At 71.3% G+C, this 19,798-nt stretch carries 18 protein-coding genes; 11 read left to right on the top strand and 7 right to left on the bottom strand.

Going from position 1 to position 19,798, the window contains the following annotated elements:
- Window positions 1-35: 35 nt before the first annotated feature.
- Entirely contained in the window at window positions 36-746 is a 711-nt protein-coding gene (locus PV410_RS34985; RefSeq protein WP_500329939.1) for a class I SAM-dependent methyltransferase, read from the bottom strand.
- Between the two features lie 68 nt (window positions 747-814).
- Entirely contained in the window at window positions 815-1,405 is a 591-nt protein-coding gene (locus PV410_RS34980) for a DUF3043 domain-containing protein (protein ID WP_500329937.1), read from the bottom strand.
- A gap of 195 nt (window positions 1,406-1,600) precedes the next feature.
- Between PV410_RS34980 and PV410_RS34975 the strand changes: the two genes are divergently transcribed.
- The 5 genes from PV410_RS34975 (at window position 1,601) to PV410_RS34955 (ending at window position 8,007) form a co-directional block, all read left to right on the top strand.
- Window positions 1,601-2,389, top strand: coding sequence for a PspA/IM30 family protein (locus PV410_RS34975; RefSeq protein WP_499511440.1), 789 nt, complete (start codon window positions 1,601-1,603; stop codon window positions 2,387-2,389).
- 22 nt (window positions 2,390-2,411) lie between these two features.
- Window positions 2,412-2,690, top strand: a complete 279-nt coding sequence (gene pspAA / locus PV410_RS34970; RefSeq protein WP_499511439.1) for a PspA-associated protein PspAA — start codon at window positions 2,412-2,414, stop codon at window positions 2,688-2,690.
- A 111-nt stretch (window positions 2,691-2,801) separates the two neighbouring features.
- A complete protein-coding gene (locus tag PV410_RS34965) occupies window positions 2,802-4,019 on the top strand; it encodes a sensor histidine kinase (protein WP_500329957.1) in 1,218 nt (405 codons plus the stop codon).
- Window positions 4,016-4,702, top strand: a complete 687-nt coding sequence (locus PV410_RS34960; RefSeq protein ID WP_500329935.1) for a response regulator transcription factor — start codon at window positions 4,016-4,018, stop codon at window positions 4,700-4,702. Before PV410_RS34965 ends, PV410_RS34960 begins: the two co-directional genes overlap by 4 nt.
- Before the next feature lie 164 nt (window positions 4,703-4,866).
- Window positions 4,867-8,007 (top strand): efflux RND transporter permease subunit, encoded by a 3,141-nt coding sequence (locus PV410_RS34955; RefSeq protein ID WP_500329934.1) that lies wholly within the window; start codon window positions 4,867-4,869, stop codon window positions 8,005-8,007.
- 66 nt (window positions 8,008-8,073) lie between these two features.
- Here the strand turns inward: PV410_RS34955 and PV410_RS34950 are convergent, their stop codons facing one another.
- Together PV410_RS34950 and nadA are read right to left on the bottom strand one after the other, a co-directional pair.
- A complete protein-coding gene (locus PV410_RS34950; protein WP_500329932.1) occupies window positions 8,074-8,958 on the bottom strand; it encodes a GNAT family N-acetyltransferase in 885 nt (294 codons plus the stop codon).
- Window positions 8,959-8,973: 15 nt separating this feature from the next.
- A complete protein-coding gene (nadA, locus tag PV410_RS34945) occupies window positions 8,974-10,149 on the bottom strand; it encodes a quinolinate synthase NadA (protein WP_500329931.1) in 1,176 nt (391 codons plus the stop codon).
- A gap of 242 nt (window positions 10,150-10,391) precedes the next feature.
- On the opposite strand from nadA, the gene PV410_RS34940 reads away from it, so the two are divergent.
- Window positions 10,392-10,745, top strand: coding sequence for a HesB/IscA family protein (locus PV410_RS34940; RefSeq protein WP_499511434.1), 354 nt, complete (start codon window positions 10,392-10,394; stop codon window positions 10,743-10,745).
- A 77-nt stretch (window positions 10,746-10,822) separates the two neighbouring features.
- On the opposite strand, the gene PV410_RS34935 is transcribed toward PV410_RS34940, so the two are convergent.
- Window positions 10,823-12,175, bottom strand: a complete 1,353-nt coding sequence (locus PV410_RS34935) for a hypothetical protein (protein ID WP_500329929.1) — start codon at window positions 12,173-12,175, stop codon at window positions 10,823-10,825.
- Between the two features lie 92 nt (window positions 12,176-12,267).
- A complete protein-coding gene (locus PV410_RS34930; RefSeq protein ID WP_499511432.1) occupies window positions 12,268-12,471 on the bottom strand; it encodes a hypothetical protein in 204 nt (67 codons plus the stop codon).
- A gap of 137 nt (window positions 12,472-12,608) precedes the next feature.
- Between PV410_RS34930 and PV410_RS34925 the strand changes: the two genes are divergently transcribed.
- Window positions 12,609-13,583 (top strand): carbohydrate kinase family protein, encoded by a 975-nt coding sequence (locus PV410_RS34925; RefSeq protein WP_499511431.1) that lies wholly within the window; start codon window positions 12,609-12,611, stop codon window positions 13,581-13,583.
- A gap of 46 nt (window positions 13,584-13,629) precedes the next feature.
- Here the strand turns inward: PV410_RS34925 and PV410_RS34920 are convergent, their stop codons facing one another.
- The gene (locus tag PV410_RS34920) at window positions 13,630-15,042 is read right to left on the bottom strand and encodes a cysteine desulfurase/sulfurtransferase TusA family protein (protein ID WP_500329927.1); all 1,413 of its coding nucleotides are present in this window, start codon (window positions 15,040-15,042) and stop codon (window positions 13,630-13,632) included.
- Between the two features lie 269 nt (window positions 15,043-15,311).
- Here PV410_RS34920 and ctaC point away from each other — a divergent pair, with 269 nt between their 5' ends.
- The 4 genes from ctaC (at window position 15,312) to PV410_RS34900 (ending at window position 19,797) form a co-directional block, all read left to right on the top strand.
- Entirely contained in the window at window positions 15,312-16,277 is a 966-nt protein-coding gene (ctaC, locus tag PV410_RS34915; RefSeq protein ID WP_499511429.1) for a cytochrome c oxidase subunit II, read from the top strand.
- The gene (gene ctaD / locus PV410_RS34910) at window positions 16,274-18,016 is read left to right on the top strand and encodes an aa3-type cytochrome oxidase subunit I (RefSeq protein WP_499511428.1); all 1,743 of its coding nucleotides are present in this window, start codon (window positions 16,274-16,276) and stop codon (window positions 18,014-18,016) included. Before ctaC ends, ctaD begins: the two co-directional genes overlap by 4 nt.
- Window positions 18,013-18,411 carry a cytochrome c oxidase subunit 4 gene (locus PV410_RS34905; RefSeq protein ID WP_499511427.1) on the top strand — a complete coding sequence of 133 codons (399 nt, stop codon included), beginning with the start codon at window positions 18,013-18,015 and terminating at the stop codon, window positions 18,409-18,411. The genes ctaD and PV410_RS34905 overlap by 4 nt, the downstream gene beginning before the upstream one ends.
- 120 nt (window positions 18,412-18,531) lie before the next feature.
- Entirely contained in the window at window positions 18,532-19,797 is a 1,266-nt protein-coding gene (locus PV410_RS34900) for a L,D-transpeptidase (protein ID WP_500329925.1), read from the top strand.
- Window position 19,798 lies beyond the last annotated feature (1 nt).

Genomic DNA, 19,798 nt, shown 5'->3' with positions numbered 1-19,798 from the left:
GTTCGTGACGTCCCGTCCTCGGTATCCCGCCCCGGTCAGTTCCGTACGCCGCACAAATGCAGCAGTGCCGCGACCCCGCGGTAGGGGTCGGTGCGGCCGGCCAGCTCCTCGGCGGCCAGCAACTCCTCCGGCACCTCCACGGAGTCGTCCGGCGCCGTGTCGGTGAAGACCCGCACCCCGTACCAGGCGTGCAGCGGCGCGCCGATGGCGCTGAGGGTCGTCGTCAGGTCCGCGCGCCGGTCGGCACGGGCGGCGAGCCCCAGCCGGTTGGTGTACGTGTCGCCCGCGAAGGCGGACAGCGCACCGGCCCAGTCGCCCTGCAGCGCGGGCCGCATCGCCAGGGCGTCGGCGTTGCGCACCAGCAGCGACAGCAGCCCGCCGGGGGCCAGCACCCGGGCGAGCCCGGCGACCATCGCGTCCGGCTCGGGCACGTACATCAGCACGCCGTGGCAGAGCACGACGTCGAAGCTGCCGGGCCCGAAGTGCCGGCCGGTCTCCCGGCCGTCGCCCTCGACGAGGCTGATCCGCTCGCGTATGCCCTCCGGCTCGGCGGCCACGGCCCCGCGCAGGACCCCCGCCATCTCCGGATCGGCCTCCAGGCCGGTGACCAGGTGGCCGGCACGGGCGAGTCGCAGCGCCTGGGTGCCCTGGCCGGGGCCGACGTCGAGGATCCTGAGCCGGCGCCCCACGGGGAAGCGCGCGGTGATCTGCTCGTCCAGCTGGCGCGCGACCAGCTCCTGGCGCACGGTGTTCCGGAGCCCGCCCAGCCGGTCCAGCCAGGAGCCGGCGGCGCCGGCGAAACCGCCGTTCCCGCTCAGAGCTTGGTGCCGCGCTTGACCTGCGGCTTCGGCAGGCGCAGTCGGCGCATCTGGAGGGTCCGCATGAGGGCGTAGGCGACCGCGCCCTTGGTGGGCTTGTCCGGGAAGCGCTTGGCCAGCTCGCGGCGGAGCAGGAAACCGGTGAAGGCCGAGTCGACGACGATCAGCACGATGACCACGAGCCACAGCAGCAGGGAGAGGTTCTGCAGCGCGGGGTTGCGGAGCATGCTGAGCACGAGGATGACCACGGCGAGCGGCAGGAAGAACTCGGCCATGCGGAAGCGCGAGTCCACGTAGTCGCGCGCGAACTTGCGCACGGGGCCCTTGTCACGGGCGGGCAGGTAGCGCTCGTCCCCGTTCATCAGGGCCTCGCGCTGCTTGGCCAGGTCGGCCCGCCGGGCGTCGCGGGCCTGCCTGGTGGCGGCCTTGCGGTCGGTGGGCGCGGTCACCGCCTTGCGGCGCTGGCCCTGGGCATCGCTGCGCTTGGGCGTGGGGCGACCCTTGGGAGCCTGCGGGTCGCGGGGCTGCCGGTCGTCCACCACAGTGGTGGACGCGGTCTGCTCGCTTTGGGAACGACGTCGGAACACGACTCCAAGGTTACGTGCTCGCCGACGGGACCCCCAGCCCCTCACCTACTCCCTGCGCCTGAGGTCATCGAACTGTGATCGTTCCTAAGGATGAGCGCATCAGCAACAGAACAGTGGGGTAATGGAACCAGGCCCCGTACTGTGGGGTCTGTAGAGGTGTGCTGGCGAGCTGAATGAAGGGGGCGCGCGAGGCCCATGAGCGGTGTCATGAAGCGGATGGGGATGATCTTCCGCGCGAAGGCCAACAAGGCCCTTGACCGGGCCGAGGATCCGCGCGAGACCCTCGACTACTCGTACCAGAAACAGCTGGAGCTGCTGCAGAAGGTTCGGCGCGGTGTGGCCGACGTCGCCACCTCGCGCAAGCGCCTGGAGCTGCAGCTGAACCAGCTGCAGCAGCAGTCCGCGAAGTACGAGGACCAGGGCCGCAAGGCGCTCGCCCTGGGACGGGAGGACCTGGCCCGCGAGGCGCTGTCGCGTCGAGCCGCCCTCCAGCAGCAGGTCACCGACCTGGAGACGCAGCACCAGACGCTGCAGGGCGAGGAGGAGAAGCTCACCCTCGCCGCCCAGCGCCTGCAGGCCAAGGTGGACGCCTTCCGCACCAAGAAGGAGACCATCAAGGCCACCTACAGCGCGGCCAAGGCACAGACCCAGATCGGCGAGGCCTTCTCCGGCATCTCGGAGGAGATGGGCGACGTCGGCCTGGCGATCCAGCGGGCCGAGGACAAGACCGAGCAGCTGCGCGCCCGGGCCGGCGCCCTGGACGAGCTGCTGGCCTCCGGCGCCCTGGACGACCCGACCGGGATCGCCAAGGACGACATCCAGGCGGAGCTCGACCGCCTCTCCGGCGGCAGCGACGTCGAACTGGAGCTGCAGCGCATGAAGGCCGAGCTCGCCGGCGGCTCCCCGCAGCAGGCCATCGAGAGCGGACAGCAGGGCCAGACCCCGTCGCAGACCCAGGACCAGCCCCGGTTCGACAAGCAGTGAGACACCCCTAGAGGAGGGCGTCGTGATCGTGAGGATCATGGGCGAGGGCCAGGTCACGGTGGACGAGAGCCACCTCACCGAACTCAACAAGCTCGACGACGAGCTCCTGGCGGAGATGGAGAGCGGTGACGACGCCGGGTTCCGGCGCACGCTCACCGCGCTCCTCGACGCCGTCCGGCGGCTCGGCACACCTCTGCCGGACGACTCCCTGGAGCCGTCCGAGCTGATCCTGCCGGCCTCGGAGGCCACCTTGGAGGAGGTCCGGGCACTGCTCGGGGACGGCGGGCTCATCCCCGGCTGACACCTCGCCGACCAGCGCACCCGCCGAGTGCCCCGGCCCGGTACCGCACCGGACCGGGGCACGGCCGTTCCTGGGGGACCCGTACCGTTGGTGAGCGTGCAGCATCGATCGATGAAGGACCGGGCCCGGCTGTGGCCGCAGGCCCACCCCGTAGCCCTCGACGCCGGGCTGGCGCTCGCCGTCCTCGCGGTGATCCTCGGCAACATGTTCATCGGGCCGCACACCGAGCGGTACGACGCCTCGGTCCCCGACATCCTGCTGGCCGTCCTCGGCTCCGCCGCGCTGATGGTGCGCCGGCGCAGCCCGCTGGGCGTCCTCGCCTTCACCGGCGCGGTCACCGTCGTCTACCTGCTCACCGCGACCGGGGAGGGCCGCGCCCCGGTGGCCGCCACCGTCGTCGTGGCGCTCTTCTCCGCCTCCACGCGCACCGACCGCACCACCACCTTCCGGCTCGGCCTCGCCACCTGCCTGCTGCTGCCCGCGATCGCCATGCTCTTCGGGGCCCGGCCCTGGTACTCCGCGGAGAACATCGCCCTGTTCGCGTGGAGCGGCATGGCCGCAGCCGCCGGCGAGGCCACCCGGCACCGCCGCGCCTACGTCGCCGCCGTCGAGGAGCGCGCCGAGCGGGCCGAGCGCACCCGGGAGGAGGAGGCCAAGCGCCGCGTCGCCGAGGAGCGGATGCGGATCGCCCGCGAGCTGCACGACGTGGTCGCCCACCACATCGCCCTGGTCAACGTGCAGGCCGGTGTCGCCGCCCACGTCATGGACAGCCGGCCCGACCAGGCGAAGCAGGCCCTCGCACACGTCCGCGAGGCGAGCCGTTCGGCGCTGGACGAGCTCCGTGCGACCGTCGGCCTGCTGCGGCAGTCGGGGGACCCCGCCGCACCCATGGAACCGGCACCCGGCCTCGGTGTGCTGGACCAGCTCGTCGACGGCTTCCGCCGGGCCGGGCTGCCGGTGGAGGTGGCCGAGGAGGACCCCGGCACGCTTCCCGCGAGCGTGGACCTCACCGCGTACCGGGTCATCCAGGAGTCGCTGACCAACGTCCACAAGCACGCCGGCCCGGGTGCACGGGCGCGGATCCGCATCGCGCGCGGCGACGGGACGCTGGAGGTCACCGTGGTCGACCGTGGCGGCAGCCCGCAGGCCCCGGGCACCGCGGGCGGCGGCCACGGCCTGATCGGCATGCGCGAGCGGGCCGCGGCCCTCGGCGGCACCTGCGAGGCCGGCCCCTGCACGCAGGGCGGTTTCCGCGTCCACGCCCGCCTGCCGCTGGTGGTGCCGGGCCAGCCGGCCGCCCGGCGGGGGGATGGGAGGATCCCGGCATGATCAGGGTGTTGCTCGCGGACGACCAGGCGCTGCTGCGGGGCGCGTTCCGCGTCCTCGTGGAGTCCGAACCGGACATGGAGGTCGTGGGGGAGGCCTCGGACGGCGCCGAGGCCGTCGCGCTGGCCCGCAGCACCCGGGCGGACGTCGTCCTGATGGACATCCGGATGCCCGGCACGGACGGCCTCGCCGCCACCCGCGAGATCACCGCCGCCGAGGACCTGACCGGTGTGGCGGTCCTCGTCCTGACGACGTTCGAAGCGGACGAGTACGTCGCGCAGGCGATCCGCGCCGGCGCCGCCGGGTTCCTCGGCAAGGGCGCCGAGCCGGCCGAGCTGCTCGCCGCGATTCGCACCGTCGCCGAGGGCGACGCGCTGCTGTCCCCGTCGGCGACCAAGAGCCTGATCGCCCAGTTCCTGGCGCAGAGCGGCGGCCAGCGCCCGCTGCCCTCGGAGGGCGGATCGGCGGCCCCGGACCTGGACGCGCTGACGGCACGCGAGCGCGAGGTGCTGGTCGAGGTGGCGCTGGGGCTGCCGAACGACGAGATCGCCGAACGCCTCGGGGTGAGCCCGCTCACCGTCAAGACGCACGTGAACCGCACCATGGCCAAACTCGGTGCCCGCGACCGCGCGCAGCTGGTCGTCGCCGCGTACGAGTCGGGCCTGGTGCGGCCCGCGGCGCGCTGAGTACGACCGGCGTGTACCGCATCCGCAGTACGCCCCCGGAACCAATCACGACCTCGGGCTGAGGAAACCACCCTCCGCGACAGGAGAAAGTGGCGTGGGCTGACAAAAGTCCGCAACCCGAGAACACCCGAGCACTCTGAGCACAGAGAAGAGACCGCACCACGATGTCCTGGCTGTCCCGGTTCAGCCTCGCCCAGCGCAGTCTGGTCGCGCTGATGGCGGTGGTCGCCATCGGCTTCGGCGCCATCGCGATACCGTCCCTCAAGCAGCAGTTGCTGCCCTCCATCGACCTGCCCATGGTGTCGGTGATCACGACCTACCCGGGCGCGTCCCCCGACGTCGTCGAGAAGCAGGTCGTCGAGCCGATCGAAGCCGGCGTCAAGGGCGTCGACGGCATCACGGGCATCACGTCCACGGCCAGCGAGGGCGCTGCCGTGATCATGGCCCGGTTCGACTACGGCAACGACAGCGACACGCTGGTGGCCAACGTCCAGCAGGCGGTGAACCGGGTCTCCTCGCGGCTGCCGGAGGACGCGGACCCGCAGGTCATCGCCGGCTCGACGGACGACATCCCGACCGTCGTCCTCGCCGCCACCTCCACCGGCCTGGACCAGCAGGCACTGGCCGACGCGCTCGACCGGTCGGTCGTCCCGGTCCTGCAGGACATCGACGGCGCCGGCCAGGTGACCGTCACCGGCGTCCAGGACCAGATCGTCACCGTCACCCCCGACGACAAGAAGCTCGCCGCCCGCAAGCTCGGCGCCATCGCCCTGGTGCAGGCGCTGCAGGCCGGCGGCCACCCCGTCCCGGCCGGCTCCTTCGACGACAGCGGCAAGAGCCGCACCGTCCAGGTCGGCGGCGAGTACGCCTCCGTGCAGCAGATCGAGGACCTGCGGATCCCCGCCGGCCCGGAGCCCGTGCGCCTCGGCGACGTCGCCACCGTCGCGGAGCGCCCGGACGCCGCCGCCTCCATCACCCGGACCGACGGCGAGCCGAGCCTCGGCGTCGCCGTCACCATGGACCAGGACGGCAGCGCCGTCGCGATCTCCTCGGCGGTCAAGGACAAGCTGGCCGACCTCGAGCGCGACCTCGGCAAGGGCGCCAAGCTCACCGTCGTCAGCGACCAGGGCCCCGCGGTCTCCAAGTCCATCGACGGACTGACCACCGAGGGCCTGCTCGGTCTGCTCTTCGCGGTCGTGATCATCCTGGTCTTCCTGGCGTCTCTGCGCTCGACGCTGGTGACCGCGGTCTCCATCCCGCTCTCCGTCGTGCTGACGCTGATCGTGCTGTGGACCCGCGACCTGTCGCTCAACATGCTCACCCTGGGCGCGCTGACCATCGCCATCGGCCGTGTCGTCGACGACTCGATCGTGGTGCTGGAGAACATCAAGCGGCACCTCGCCTACGGTGAGGAGAAGCAGTCCGCGATCATCGCCGCCGTGCGCGAGGTGGCCGGTGCGGTCACCGCCTCCACGCTCACCACGGTCGCCGTCTTCGTGCCGATCGGCCTGGTCGGCGGCATGGTGGGCGCCCTGTTCGGCTCGTTCTCGCTGACCGTCGCCGCCGCGCTGCTGGCCTCGCTGCTGGTGTCGCTGACGGTCGTCCCGGTGCTCTCGTTCTGGTTCCTCAAGCCCCCGGCCGACGCCGGCACCGTGGACCCGGACGAGATCCGCCGCAGGGCCGAGGAGGAGGAGGCCCGCAGCCTGCTGCAGCGGCTCTACGTGCCGGTGCTGCGCTTCGCCACCCGGCGCCGCCTCACCAGCATCGCGATCGCGGTCGCGGTCCTGCTGGGCACCTTCGGGCTCGCCCCGATGCTCAAGACCAACTTCTTCGACCAGGGCGACCAGGACACCCTGACCGTCAGGCAGGAGCTCCCGCCGGGCACCAGCCTGGCGGCCTCCGACGCGGCGGCCCGCAAGGTCGAGAAGCTCCTCGAGGGTATCGACCAGGTCCAGGACTACCAGGTCACCGTCGGTTCCTCCGGCTTCCTGGCGGCCTTCGGCGGCGGCACCGGCGCCAACCAGGCCAGCTTCCAGGTGAAGCTGAAGAACGCCGACGACAGCGCGGACGTCCTCGACGAGATCCGCGCCGGCCTCAAGACGCTCGACGGCGTCGGCACCACCTCGGTCTCCGGTGGCGGCGGCTTCGGCAGCCAGAACCTGTCGGTCGTGGTCAAGGCCGCGGACGCCGACACCCTGGCCAAGGCCAGTGCCGAGGTCCGCGACGCCGTCGCCGGGCTGGACGACGTCACCGACGTCACCAGCGACCTCGCGCAGAGCGTGCCCCGCATCGAGGTCCACGCCAAGCAGGCCGAGGCCGCCAAGTACGGCCTCAACGACGCCACCATCGGCGCCGCCGTCACCCAGGCCGTGCGCGGTACGACCGTCGGCACCGCGGTGCTCGACGACACCGAGCGCGACGTGCGGGTGGTCTCCGAGCAGAAGGCCGGGACGGTCGCCGAACTGAAGGCCCTCACCATCCCCGCCCCCGCGGGACCGGTGAAGCTCGGCAAGGTCGCCGAGGTCGTCGAGGCCCCCGGCCCGGTGCAGAAGACCCGGATCGACGGCGCCCGCGCCGCGACGATCACGGCGACGCCGGCCGGTGACAACACCGGCGCGGTGAGCACCGCCCTGCAGTCGAAGATCAAGTCGCTCGACCTGCCCAAGGGCGCCACCGCCGAGATCGGCGGTGTCTCCTCGGACCAGGACGACGCCTTCGTGGGGCTCGGGCTCGCGATGCTCGCCGCGATCGCCATCGTCTTCATGCTGCTGGTCGGCACCTTCCGCAGCCTGATCCAGCCGATGGTGCTGCTGGTGTCCATCCCGTTCGCCGCGACCGGCGCGATCGGCCTGCTGCTGATCACCGGCACCCCGATGGGCGTCCCGGCGCTGATCGGCATGCTGATGCTCATCGGCATCGTCGTGACCAACGCGATCGTGCTGATGGACCTCATCAACCAGTACCGCGCCCAGGGGTACGGCGTCGTGGAGGCCGTCATCGAGGGTGGCCGGCACCGTCTGCGGCCGATCCTGATGACCGCGCTGGCGACCATCTTCGCCCTGCTCCCGATGGCCCTCGGGGTGACCGGCGAGGGCGGCTTCATCGCCCAGCCGCTCGCCGTCGTCGTCATCGGCGGTCTGCTCACCTCGACGCTGCTGACCCTGCTGCTCGTCCCGACCCTCTACACGATGGTCGAGATCCGCAAGGAGCGCCGTGCCAAGCGCAAGGCGCTGAAGCGGGCGGCCGGGGCCGCGGGCCCGGGCGAGGAGGAGACGCAGAAGAAGTCGGAGCTGGCCGGGGTCTGAGACCCGGCGCAGTACGACAGGCGGCAGGGCCCGGGGCGTTCACGAACGCCCCGGGCCCTGCCCCGTCTACAGGAAGAACCCGGACGGGATGTACGGCTCCGGCGGACGCATCCCGCGCAGGCAGACCCAGCCGGACGTGCTCAGCTCCAGCCCGGCCGTCAGGCCCACGTCCACCGCCCACTGCTGTTCGGCCGTCAGGTTGGGGACCTGCGCCGTCGTGCCCTCGGGCAGGCTCAGCAGCGCGGCGGTGAGCAGCCGGGACGCCAGGCGACGGGAGGTGGCGGCCAGCAGCCGTACGTTCCCGTCCCGGTCGACGTAGCAGTAGCCGCTCCCGGCGAGGTCGTCCACGACCAACAGGGGGCACTCGGTGAGCAGTTGGTCGTGGTCGGGGCCGTGCGCGCCGCCACGGGTGCGCCGGTCCACGGAGTCCATCAGGTCGCGGTGCTTCGCCGAGCCCTCGTGCACCGCCCCGTCCGGCGCGGGCAGGTCGCCCTTGCGGACGGCGCCTTCCAGGCGCATCGCCGGGTGCAGCGCGAAACCCGCCCGGCGGTAGGTCGCCGCCGCCCGCGGGTCGCGGGAGCTGCAGATGATGCCGCGCAGGCAGCCGCGCCCGTACGCCATCGCCGCGGCGAGCAGTTCGCGCCCGACCCCCTGCCGCTGCGCGGAGGGCAGCACGGCGAAGAGCGACAGCCCCCACGTCCCCTCGCGGCGCGTCGACATGGCGACCCCGAGCGGCATGCCGGAGGTCTCGTCCACGGCCAGCCAGCAGCCACCGGGGTCGGTGCGCGCGACGTACCGGTTGCGCCGTCGCAGCAGGGCGGCCCGCTCGGGAGGCATCTCCTCGGGCGGGCCGCCACCGGGCAGGGCGTCGGAGGCGCCGAACGCGGCGGCGGCCACGACCGCTACGGCGTCGGCGTCCTCGTCGGTGTCGTGCAACGGGCGCAGGATCATGCGCCCATCCTGCCCCTAGGGCAGGGCGAGCATCCGCTCCAGCGCCAGCTTCGCGAAGTGTTCGGTCTCCCGGTCGACTTGGATGCGGTTGACGACCTTGCCGTCGGCCAGCGACTCCAGCGCCCACACCAGGTGCGGCAGGTCGATCCGGTTCATGGTCGAGCAGAAGCAGACGGTCTTGTCGAGGAAGACGATCTGCTTGTCCGGGTGCGCCTTGGCCAGTCGGCGGACCAGGTTGAGCTCGGTGCCGATCGCCCAGGACGAACCGGCCGGCGCCGCCTCCAGGGCCTTGATGATGTACTCGGTCGAGCCGACCTGGTCGGCCGCGGTGACGACCTCGTGCTTGCACTCGGGGTGCACCAGGACGTTGACGCCGGGGATGCGGGCGCGCACGTCCTCCACCGAGTCCAGCGAGAAGCGGCCGTGCACCGAGCAGTGCCCGCGCCACAGGATCATCTTGGCGTCGCGCAGCTGCTCCGCGGTGACCCCGCCGTTCGGCTTGTGCGGGTTGTAGAGGACGCAGTCCTCCAGCGAGAGGCCCATCTCCCGGACCGCGGTGTTGCGGCCGAGGTGCTGGTCGGGGAGGAAGAGCACCTTCTCGCCCTGCTGGAACGCCCACTCCAGGGCGCGCTTGGCGTTGCTGGAGGTGCAGATCGTGCCGCCGTGACGGCCGGTGAAGGACTTGATGTCGGCGGAGGAGTTCATGTACGAGACGGGCACGGTGACGTCGGCGACGCCGGCCTCGGTGAGCACGTCCCAGCACTCGGCGACCTGCTCTGCGGTGGCCATGTCGGCCATGGAGCAGCCGGCCGCCAGGTCGGGGAGGATCACCTGCTGGGCGTCGGAGGTCAGGATGTCCGCGGACTCGGCCATGAAGTGCACACCGCAGAAGACGATGTACTCCGCCTCCGGCCGGGCGGCGGCGTCACGGGCCAGCTTGAAGGAGTCGCCGGTGACGTCGGCGAACTGGATGACCTCGTCGCGCTGGTAGTGGTGGCCCAGGACGAAGACCTTCTCGCCGAGCTTCGCCTTGGCGGCGCGGGCGCGCTCCACCAGATCCGGGTCCGAGGGGAGGGGCAGGTCGCCGGGACAGTCGACGCCGCGCTCGCTGCGCGGGTCGGACTCGCGGCCCAGGAGGAGCAGGGCGAGCGGGGTCGGCTGGACGTCCAGCGGTTCGGATGTGGTGGTCACGGGCCCGAAGCCCTTTCTCTGCGGAACTACGGCTCAAACCTTTTCGTCTATTTGACGCTATCTATCATAACCCGTTCGCGTCAGAATGACGATGGCCCTCGCGTCAATGTGACGCATTACCCGAACAAGGCCCGGTGTGCGAGCATGGATGGCGCCAAGACGCATGGGACCCGGAGGAATGAATCCGGGAAGCCACCGGTTCACCGTTGTGGCAGCATCCGTACAACCCGGGAGTGGATCAGATGACGGTTCAGGACGAGACCAGCCAGAGCGAGGGCATCATCCTGTCCGACGCGGCGGCCTCCAAGGTCAAGAGCCTGCTCGAGCAGGAGGGCCGCGACGACCTCGCGCTGCGCGTCGCCGTCCAGCCGGGCGGTTGCTCCGGCCTGCGCTACCAGCTGTTCTTCGATGAGCGCGCGCTCGACGGCGACGTCGTGAAGGACTTCGGCGGAGTGAAGGTGGTCACCGACCGCATGAGCGCCCCGTACCTCGGCGGCGCCTCCATCGACTTCGTCGACACGATCGAGAAGCAGGGCTTCACGATCGACAACCCGAACGCCACCGGCTCCTGCGCCTGCGGCGACTCGTTCCACTGAGCCCCGCGCGAAAGCGGCGGACACCCGGGGTGCCCGCCGTTTTCGGCATGTCCTGACGCGCCTTCCCGGCGCCCCGGTTACTTCCGCGGCACCGTGCTGCCGTCGGAGAGGTCGACGACCTTGCGGTCGCCCAGCGGCGTGTCGAGCCGGACCGTGCGGGAGAACCGCTCGGCGATCATGATGCAGGCCTTCCCCGGCTCCTTCTCCACCGCAGTGACCTTGACCTTCACCACCGTGCCCGAGCCGTCGGCCGAGACCGTGTAGTCGCTGCACACCCCGCCCCAGAAGCGCAGGGTCAGCTCCGTCCCCTCGGCGCGGTACGACTCGACCTTCGCCGCCCCGGCGGCCGGTGCCGCCGTCCCCCAGGGCGCGGGGGAGGCCGTGCCGCCCCGCACGTACGCCGGGTCCACCGCCGGCTGGGCCAGCACCGAGGTGCGCGTCACGCCCTCCTGCGCCACCTCGAAGAGCCAGGACGGCACGAGCGTCTGCCGCCCGGCCACGAACTGGGCCGACAGGCCGAACTCGGCCTTCCGCACCTCCATCGGCCGGTGCGCCGTCGGTACGCAGGGGAGCACCTGCGGCAGCGTCGGGTCGTCGCCGGGGGCGCGGGAGGGCTTCGGCACCACGGTGGGGCAGTCGCCGATCCCCAGGTCACCGCCCGTCCCGGGGCGCTCCAGCAGCTTCAGCGCCTCCTTCGCCGACACCACCGGGTAGGTGTCACCCCTGGTCAGCGGTGCCATCATGCCGTGCCCGGTGACCAGCAGCCCGTCCGAGGCGACCTGCACCGCCGACCGCCAGCCGTGCGTGGGCAGCCCCGCCACCCGCGGGTCCGCGGTGACCGTGCGCAGGACCCCCGAGACCTCGCCGGCGTCCGTACGTGCGCCCTTCAGTCCCAGCGCCGCGAAGACCGGCGCGGCCCTGCGCAGCGCCTCCGCCGCCGGCACCGCGAGGTCGTCCTGCGCCGGGGCGCGGCCCTCGCGGGGCTTGCCGCCGTAGTACGAGTACGCCCAAGTGCCCGGCGCGTCCTTGTTCACCCGGAGCACCGGACCGCCCCCGTCCGGCGTACCACCGGCCTTCCACACGCCGTGGTCGGACTTCACCGTGCCCGGCACGCCCAGGGCCTGCGCGAGCCGCTCCACGGCGGCACGCGACACGCTGCCCGGCCGCTGCACGGCGGCGGAGGAGGGGCCGTCGGGCAGATCGCCCCGGACGGTGAGCTCGGCACCCGTGCCGCCGGTGGCGGAGTCCAGTTCGAGCGGCTCCGCGGCGTCGCTCCCGCTGCCGCCCGAGGCGCGCGGTACACCGCCCTCGGCACTCGACGAGGCCCAGTAGGCACCACCGCCCCCGGCGGCCAGTACGGCCACGGCCACCGTCGACATCACCCACGGCGGCCTGTGCCGGCGGCGCGTTCGCGTCGGCTCGCTCTCCACGATGGCTCCTTCGGCTCCGCACAGCTGCTGACGTCCCGGTCCTTCAACCGGGGGACGCCACTTGGACGGGCCGGAGCGCTTCGCGGTTCCGATCAGTCGGCGTACTCGGCCATGCCCTCGACGACGTGCGACGACGCGGCCGGCACCGTGATCCCGTGCAGGCTCGCCGGGCTGACCCGCGCGGACTCGTCCTCCGCGGGGACCTCCCAGTGCGCGGCCATCTTGCGGCAGTCGCCGATCAGCTCGGCGAGCGACTCGGGGTCGCCGAGGGGCGCGGGGGGAAGAGGAGTGGTCATGCATACGACCCTAGGCACGTGGCGTCACGGGAGAAAGCCCTACTATCGGGTAGTTTCACCATGTCGGCGTCCACCGGCCCAGCCGGTAGCGTGGACAGGTCCCGTCCGCAGCCCGCCTCCGCAGGAGCGTTCCAGCCGTGCGTATCGCAGTCACCGGCTCCATCGCCACCGACCACCTGATGACCTTCCCCGGCCGATTCGCCGACCAGCTCGTCGCCGACCAGCTGCACACGGTCTCCCTCTCCTTCCTGGTCGACACGCTCGACGTACGCCGCGGTGGCGTCGGTGCGAACATCTGCTTCGGCATGGGCCAGCTGGGTGTCCGGCCCGTCCTCGTCGGCGCCGCCGGCTCCGACTTCGACGAGTACCGCGCCTGGCTCGACCGGCACGGCGTCGACACCGCCTCCGTCCGCATCTCCGAGGTGCTGCACACGGCGCGCTTCGTCTGCACCACCGACGCCGACCACAACCAGATCGGCTCCTTCTACACCGGTGCCATGAGCGAGGCCCGCCTCATCGAGCTGCACTCGGTCGCCGCCCGCGTCGGCGGCCTCGACCTGGTGCTCATCGGCGCCGACGACCCCGAGGCGATGCTCCGCCACACCGAGGAGTGCCGCTCCCGCGACATCCCGTGGGCGGCGGACTTCTCGCAGCAGATCGCCCGCATGAACGGCGACGAGATCCGGATACTGCTGGACGGCGCGGCCTACCTCTTCTCCAACGAGTACGAGAAGGGCCTCATCGAGTCCAAGACCGGCTGGACGGACGAGGAGATCCTCGGCCGGGTCGGCACCCGCGTCACCACGCTGGGCTCGCGCGGCGTCCGCATCGAGCGGGCCGGCGAGGAGCCGATCGTCGTGGGCTGCCCGGAGGAGGACGCCAAGGTCGACCCCACCGGCGTCGGCGACGCCTTCCGCGCCGGCTTCCTCTCCGGCCTCGCCTGGGGCGTCGAGGCGGAGCGCGCGGCACAGGTGGGCTGCATGCTGGCGACGCTGGTGATCGAGACCCTCGGCACGCAGGAGTACCAGCTGCGGCGGGCCCACTTCATGGACCGCTTCACCAAGGCCTACGGCGACGAGGCCGCCGAAGAGGTCCGCACCCACCTGCACTGAGGCTCACCGCGGGGTTGCGGGCGGTCGCCCGCAACCCCCGGGCCCGTCAGGAGACGCGGCGCACCCAGTACGCGACGCCGCGGGGCGCGGCGTGCGCGCCGAGGTACTCCTGCTCGCGCATGTCGCACCACGCGGGGATGTCGAGCCGGGCGGCCTCGTCGTCGGAGAGCACCGACACGACGCCGCCGACCGGCACGTCCCCGATGACCTTCGCCAGCTCGATGACCGGGATCGGGCACCGCTTGCCGAGGGAGTCCACGACGAGGTCGGGCTCGCCCTCCTCCTCCGCAGCCCCCGCTCCACCCGCCGTCCGCGCCGCCCGCGCCGCGGGCCCGGACGCCGGCGCCGGAGCGCCGAGCCGCTCCCGTACCGTCCGCACCACGCCCGGCAGCACCTCGAGGAAGCGGTCCACGTCGCCCGCCTCCGTACCCGCCGGCAGCGAGACCCGGACGTTCCCCTCGGACAGCACGCCCATCGCCTTCAGCACGTGGCTGGGCGTCAGCGTGCTGGAGGTGCACGACGACCCGGAGGAGACGGAGAAGCCCTCCCGGTCCAGTTCGTGCAGCAGCGCCTCGCCGTCCACGTAGAGGCAGGAGAAGGTCACCACGTTCGGCAGCCGCACCTCGGGGTGGCCCACGACCTCCACGTCCGGGAGGAGTTCGGGCACCGCCGTACGGATGCGGTCGACCAGGGCGGAAAGCCGTGCCGCCTCCGCGTCCGCCGCGGCGCGCACCGCCCGCAGGGAGGCCGCCGCGGCGACGATCGCGGGCAGGTTCTCGAAGCCGGGTGCCCGCCCCGACTCCCGTTCGTCCGAGGGGTGCTGGGCGGCGAAGCGGGTGCCCTTGCGGACCGCCAGCAGGCCGACGCCGGACGGTCCGCCCCACTTGTGGGCGCTCGCGGTCAGCAGCGACCAGCCACCCGCCACCGCGCCCCAGCCCAGTGACTGGGCGGCGTCCACGAGCAGCGGCACCCCCGCCGCCCGGCACAGCTCGGCGGCCCGGTCGACCGGCTGCACCGTGCCGACCTCGTGGTTGGCGGACTGCAGGCAGGCCAGCGCGGTGTCCTCGCGCAGCGCGGCGCCGAAGGCGTCGGGGTCGACCAGACCCGTGCGGTCCGTGCCCACCTGCGTGACGTCGGCGTCCTCCACCGCGTGCAGCACGGAGGAGTGCTCGACGGCCGAGACGACCACGTGCCGGCCGATCCGGCGTCGGCCGGCGAGCGCCCCGGCCACCCCCGCGTGCACCGCACGAGTACCCGAAGGAGTGAAAACGAGTTCGTCCGGACGGCACCCGACGGCGTCGGCGGCGGCCTCGCGGGCGGCGTCGAGGAGCAGCCGTGCGCGGCGCCCTTCGCGGTAGAGCCGGGAGGGATCGGCCCACCCTTCGTCGAGCGCGGCGAGGAGTGCCTGCCGGGCGACGGGATGCAGTGGTGCGGCGGACGCGGCGTCGAAGTAGGGCACGTCCTGCACGCTACGCCCCGGCGTCCCCGCGGAGCGTCTGGGGACCAGTCAAAAGCCCCCGAAACGGGGCCCTCCGCAGGTGCGCAGCGGTGCCCGACACCCCTTCGGGGGCAGCCCCGGCGCGTTGGCACCCCTCCCCGCGCGCCCCAAAATCGAGTCCAGTAGGGTTTGGTCCGCATAAACATCCACACCACTGCCCGCGCCAGGGCGACCGACCAGCACAGGCCGGGCATCCGGACGCGTGGGCGAGACTCTCGGGAAGGCGCTACGTGAGTCCCTACGGCTCCGACCGCTCGTCGCGGCGCCCGATGCGGCGGATTCTGCCGCAGGCGCTGGCCGCGGGCCTGGTCCTTGCGACCGCCACCGGTTGCACATACGAGGACTTCCCCCGCCTCGGCATGCCCAGCCCCGTCACGGAACAGGCACCGCGGATCCTGTCGCTCTGGCAGGGTTCCTGGGCTGCCGCGCTGGCGGTCGGCGTGCTCGTGTGGGGCTTGATCCTCTGGAGCATCATCTTCCACCGGCGCAGCCGCACCAAGGTGGAGATCCCGCCCCAGATCCGCTACAACATGCCGATCGAGGCGCTCTTCACCACCGTCCCGCTGGTCATCATCTCGGTGCTCTTCTACTTCACCGCCCGGGACGAGTCCAAGCTCCTGGAGACCTCCGCGCGGCCCGACCACGTCGTCAACGTGGTCGGTTTCCAGTGGAGCTGGGCCTTCAACTACGTCGAGGACGTGGACGGCAACCCGTCGACCCCGGCGGCCGGCACGGTGCCCGCGGAGCTCTCCACGATCTCGGCGAAGAAGCTGGACGCGCCCGCGGGTGCCGACGGCGTCTACGACTTCGGCACGCCGGCCTCCAAGGACCAGGACACCGGCAACCCGGGCCCGACCCTGTGGCTCCCCAAGGGCGAGTCGGTCCGGTTCGTCCTCACCTCGCGTGACGTCATCCACTCCTTCTGGGTGGTTCCCTTCCTGATGAAGATGGACGTCATCCCCGGACACACCAACGTCTTCCAGGTGACCCCCAACAAGGAGGGCACCTTCGTGGGCAAGTGCGCCGAGCTGTGCGGTGTGGACCACTCCCGGATGCTCTTCAACGTCAAGGTCGTCTCCCCGGAGGCCTACAAGCAGCACCTCCAGGACCTGGCGAAGAAGGGCCAGACCGGTTACGTCCCGGCAGGCATTGCCACCACCGGCAACGCCAAGAACGCGGAGACCAAGACCCAGTGAGCATTCTCAACGAACCCCACGGTGCGGCCGCCGCGCACGACGACGCGTACGCGGACGAGATGCCGGTCCGCACGAAGCAGCCGGGCAACGTCATCGTCAAGTGGCTGACCACCACCGACCACAAGACGATCGGCACGCTCTACCTGGCGACGTCGTTCTTCTTCTTCCTCATCGGTGGCGTGATGGCGCTCGTCATGCGCGCCGAACTCGCCCGCCCGGGCACCCAGGTGGTGTCCAACGAGCAGTTCAACCAGCTCTTCACGATGCACGGCACCGTGATGCTGCTGATGTTCGCGACCCCGCTCTTCGCCGGCTTCGCGAACTGGATCATGCCGCTGCAGATCGGCGCCCCCGACGTCGCGTTCCCGCGGCTGAACATGTTCGCCTACTGGCTCTACCTGTTCGGCTCGCTGATCGCGGTCGCCGGCTTCCTCACCCCGAACGGCGCCGCCGACTTCGGCTGGTTCGCCTACTCCCCGCTGACCGACGCGGTCCGCTCGCCGGGCATCGGCAGCGACCTGTGGATCATGGGTCTGGCGTTCTCCGGCTTCGGTACGATCCTCGGCTCGGTCAACTTCATCACCACGATCATCTGCATGCGCGCCCCCGGCATGACGATGTTCCGGATGCCGATCTTCGTCTGGAACGTGCTGCTCACCGGTGTGCTGGTGCTCTTCGCCTTCCCGGTGCTGGCCGCCGCGCTGCTGGCCCTGGAGGCCGACCGGAAGTTCGGTGCGCACGTGTTCGACGCCGCCAACGGCGGCGCCTTGCTATGGCAGCACCTCTTCTGGTTCTTCGGGCACCCAGAGGTGTACATCATCGCGCTGCCGTTCTTCGGCATCATCAGTGAGGTCATCCCGGTCTTCTCCCGGAAGCCGATGTTCGGCTACGTCAGCCTCATCGCGGCGACGATCTCGATCGCCGGCCTCTCGGCGACGGTGTGGGCCCACCACATGTACGTCACCGGTGGTGTGCTGCTGCCGTTCTTCTCCTTCATGACCTTCCTGATCGCGGTACCGACCGGTGTGAAGTTCTTCAACTGGATCGGCACCATGTGGAAGGGCTCACTGAGCTTCGAGACACCCATGCTCTGGGCCATCGGCTTCCTGATCACCTTCACCTTCGGTGGTCTGACCGGTGTCATCCTGGCCTCGCCGCCGCTGGACTTCCACGTCTCCGACTCGTACTTCGTGGTGGCGCACTTCCACTACGTCGTCTTCGGCACGGTCGTCTTCGCGATGTTCTCGGGCTTCCACTTCTGGTGGCCGAAGTTCACCGGCAAGATGCTCGACGAGCGCCTGGGCAAGATCACCTTCTGGACGCTGTTCATCGGCTTCCACGGCACCTTCCTCGTCCAGCACTGGCTGGGTGCCGAGGGCATGCCCCGCCGCTACGCGGACTACCTGGCCGCCGACGGCTTCACCACGCTGAACACCATCTCGACGATCAGCTCCTTCCTGCTGGGCCTGTCGGTCCTGCCGTTCATCTACAACGTGTGGAAGACGGCGAAGTACGGCAAGCCGGTCGAGGTGGACGACCCGTGGGGCTACGGCCGCTCGCTGGAGTGGGCGACCTCCTGCCCGCCGCCGCGGCACAACTTCCTCACGCTGCCCCGCATCCGGTCCGAATCCCCGGCCTTCGACCTCCACCACCCGGAGATGGCCGCTCTGGACCAGCTGGAGAACGTCGGCGCGGCCCCGGCCGTCTCCGGCGGCGATGAGAAGGAGAGCGGCAAGTGAAGTTCCAGGGCAAGCTGTTCCTGTGGCTGTCCGTCTTCTTCCTGGGCATGGCCGTCGTCTACGGCCTGTGGTCCAAGGAGCCGGTCGGCACCACGGCGCTCTTCCTCTCCTTCGGCCTCGCCGTGATGGTCGGTTTCTACCTGGCCTTCACCGCCCGGCGCGCCGACACCGGCGCCCAGGACCGTGAGGACGCGGACGTCGCGGACGACTCCGGCGAGCTGGGCTTCTTCAGCCCGCACAGCTGGCAGCCGCTGCTGCTGGCCTTCGGTGGAGCCACCGCCTTCCTGGGCATCATCTTCGGCTGGTGGCTCATCTACTTCGGCGCGCCCTTCATCCTCGTCGGCCTGTGGGGCTGGGTCTTCGAGTACTACCGGGGTGAGAACCGCACCCAGTGAGCGCCCGGCGCCCACGCACCGCACGGCGATGGCCCGGACCCCGAACGGGGGGTCCGGGCCATCGCCCGTTCGTACGCGCTCGGCGAGCGCCGGAGATCATCTCTGCCTAGCGTGGTGACCATGGGTCACTTTTCTCCGCGCCGCATGGCGACCGCGATCGCTGCAGTGACACTCTCCGCGCCGCTGGCCTCCTGTTCGGGCGGCGGCGATCCCCTCGCCACCGCCCCCTACGACGCCGCCGGCCAGGTCGTGTGGACCGGGGGAACCACCGGGTCGAAGAAGGCCGACCCCAAGAAGCCGCTGGAAATCACCGTCAAGGGTGAGGGCAACCGCATCACCGATGTGACGGCCACCGACGGTTCGGGACGCTACGTGAGCGGCCGCCTGTCCGCGGACGGCAAGAGCTGGCGCAGCACCTCGAAGCTCTCCTCCGCGGCGCACTACGTCGTCAAGGTGACCACCGAGGACGCGAAGGGCCACCAGGGACGCAAGACGCTCGCCGTGGACACCTCGGGCACCAAGCGCCATCTGAAGGTCACCTTCGGCCCGGAGAGCGGCACCTACGGCGTCGGACAGCCCATCACCGCCGAGCTGAGCGCGGCCGTGAAGGACACCCTCGGCCGGAGCGTCGTCGAGCGCAACCTGCACGTCAACGCCTCCCCGGCGGCCGACGAGGGCGCCTGGTACTGGGTCGACGACAAGACCCTGCACTACCGCCCCCGTACCTACTGGCCCGCGCACGCCCGCATCGACGTGCGCAGCACCCTGGACAACGTGCACATCAAGGGCTCGCTCTACGGGGGCGACGTCAAGCCGCTGACGCTGCGCACCGGCGACCGCGTCGAGGCCGTCACCGACGCCGCGACGCACTCCATGACCTTCAAGCGCAACGGCAAGCTCGTCCGCACTATCCCGGTGACCACCGGCAAGCCGGGGTTCTCCACCCGCAACGGCATCAAGGTGGTGCTGGGTCAGGAGGCCAACGTAAGGATGCGCAGCGAGACCGTGGGGATCGCCTCGGGCAGTTCCGACTCCTACGACCTGCCCGTCCAGTGGGCCACCCGTGTGACCTGGAGCGGTGAGTACGTGCACGCGGCGCCCTGGTCGGTGGGCTCTCAGGGGATCGCCAACGTCAGCCACGGCTGCGTCGGCATGAGCACCGAGAACGCCCACTGGTTCTTCGACAACGTGCGGCGCGGCGACCTGGTCTCGGTCGTCCACAGCCTGGGTGAGGACATGCCCGCCTTCAGCAACGGCTTCGGCGACTGGAACCTGTCCTGGAGCGAGTGGCGCAAGGGCAGTGCGACGGGAACGCGCAAGGGCGCCGACCCGGCCGTCGCCGACCGTACCGACGCCCCTGAGGCCCGTCTTCAGCCCGAGATGTGAC

It is taken from the genome of Streptomyces sp. PA03-5A, from assembly GCF_033792725.1.
GTDB lineage: Bacteria > Actinomycetota > Actinomycetes > Streptomycetales > Streptomycetaceae > Actinacidiphila.
This window is presented reverse-complemented; position numbering and strand designations above follow the sequence as displayed.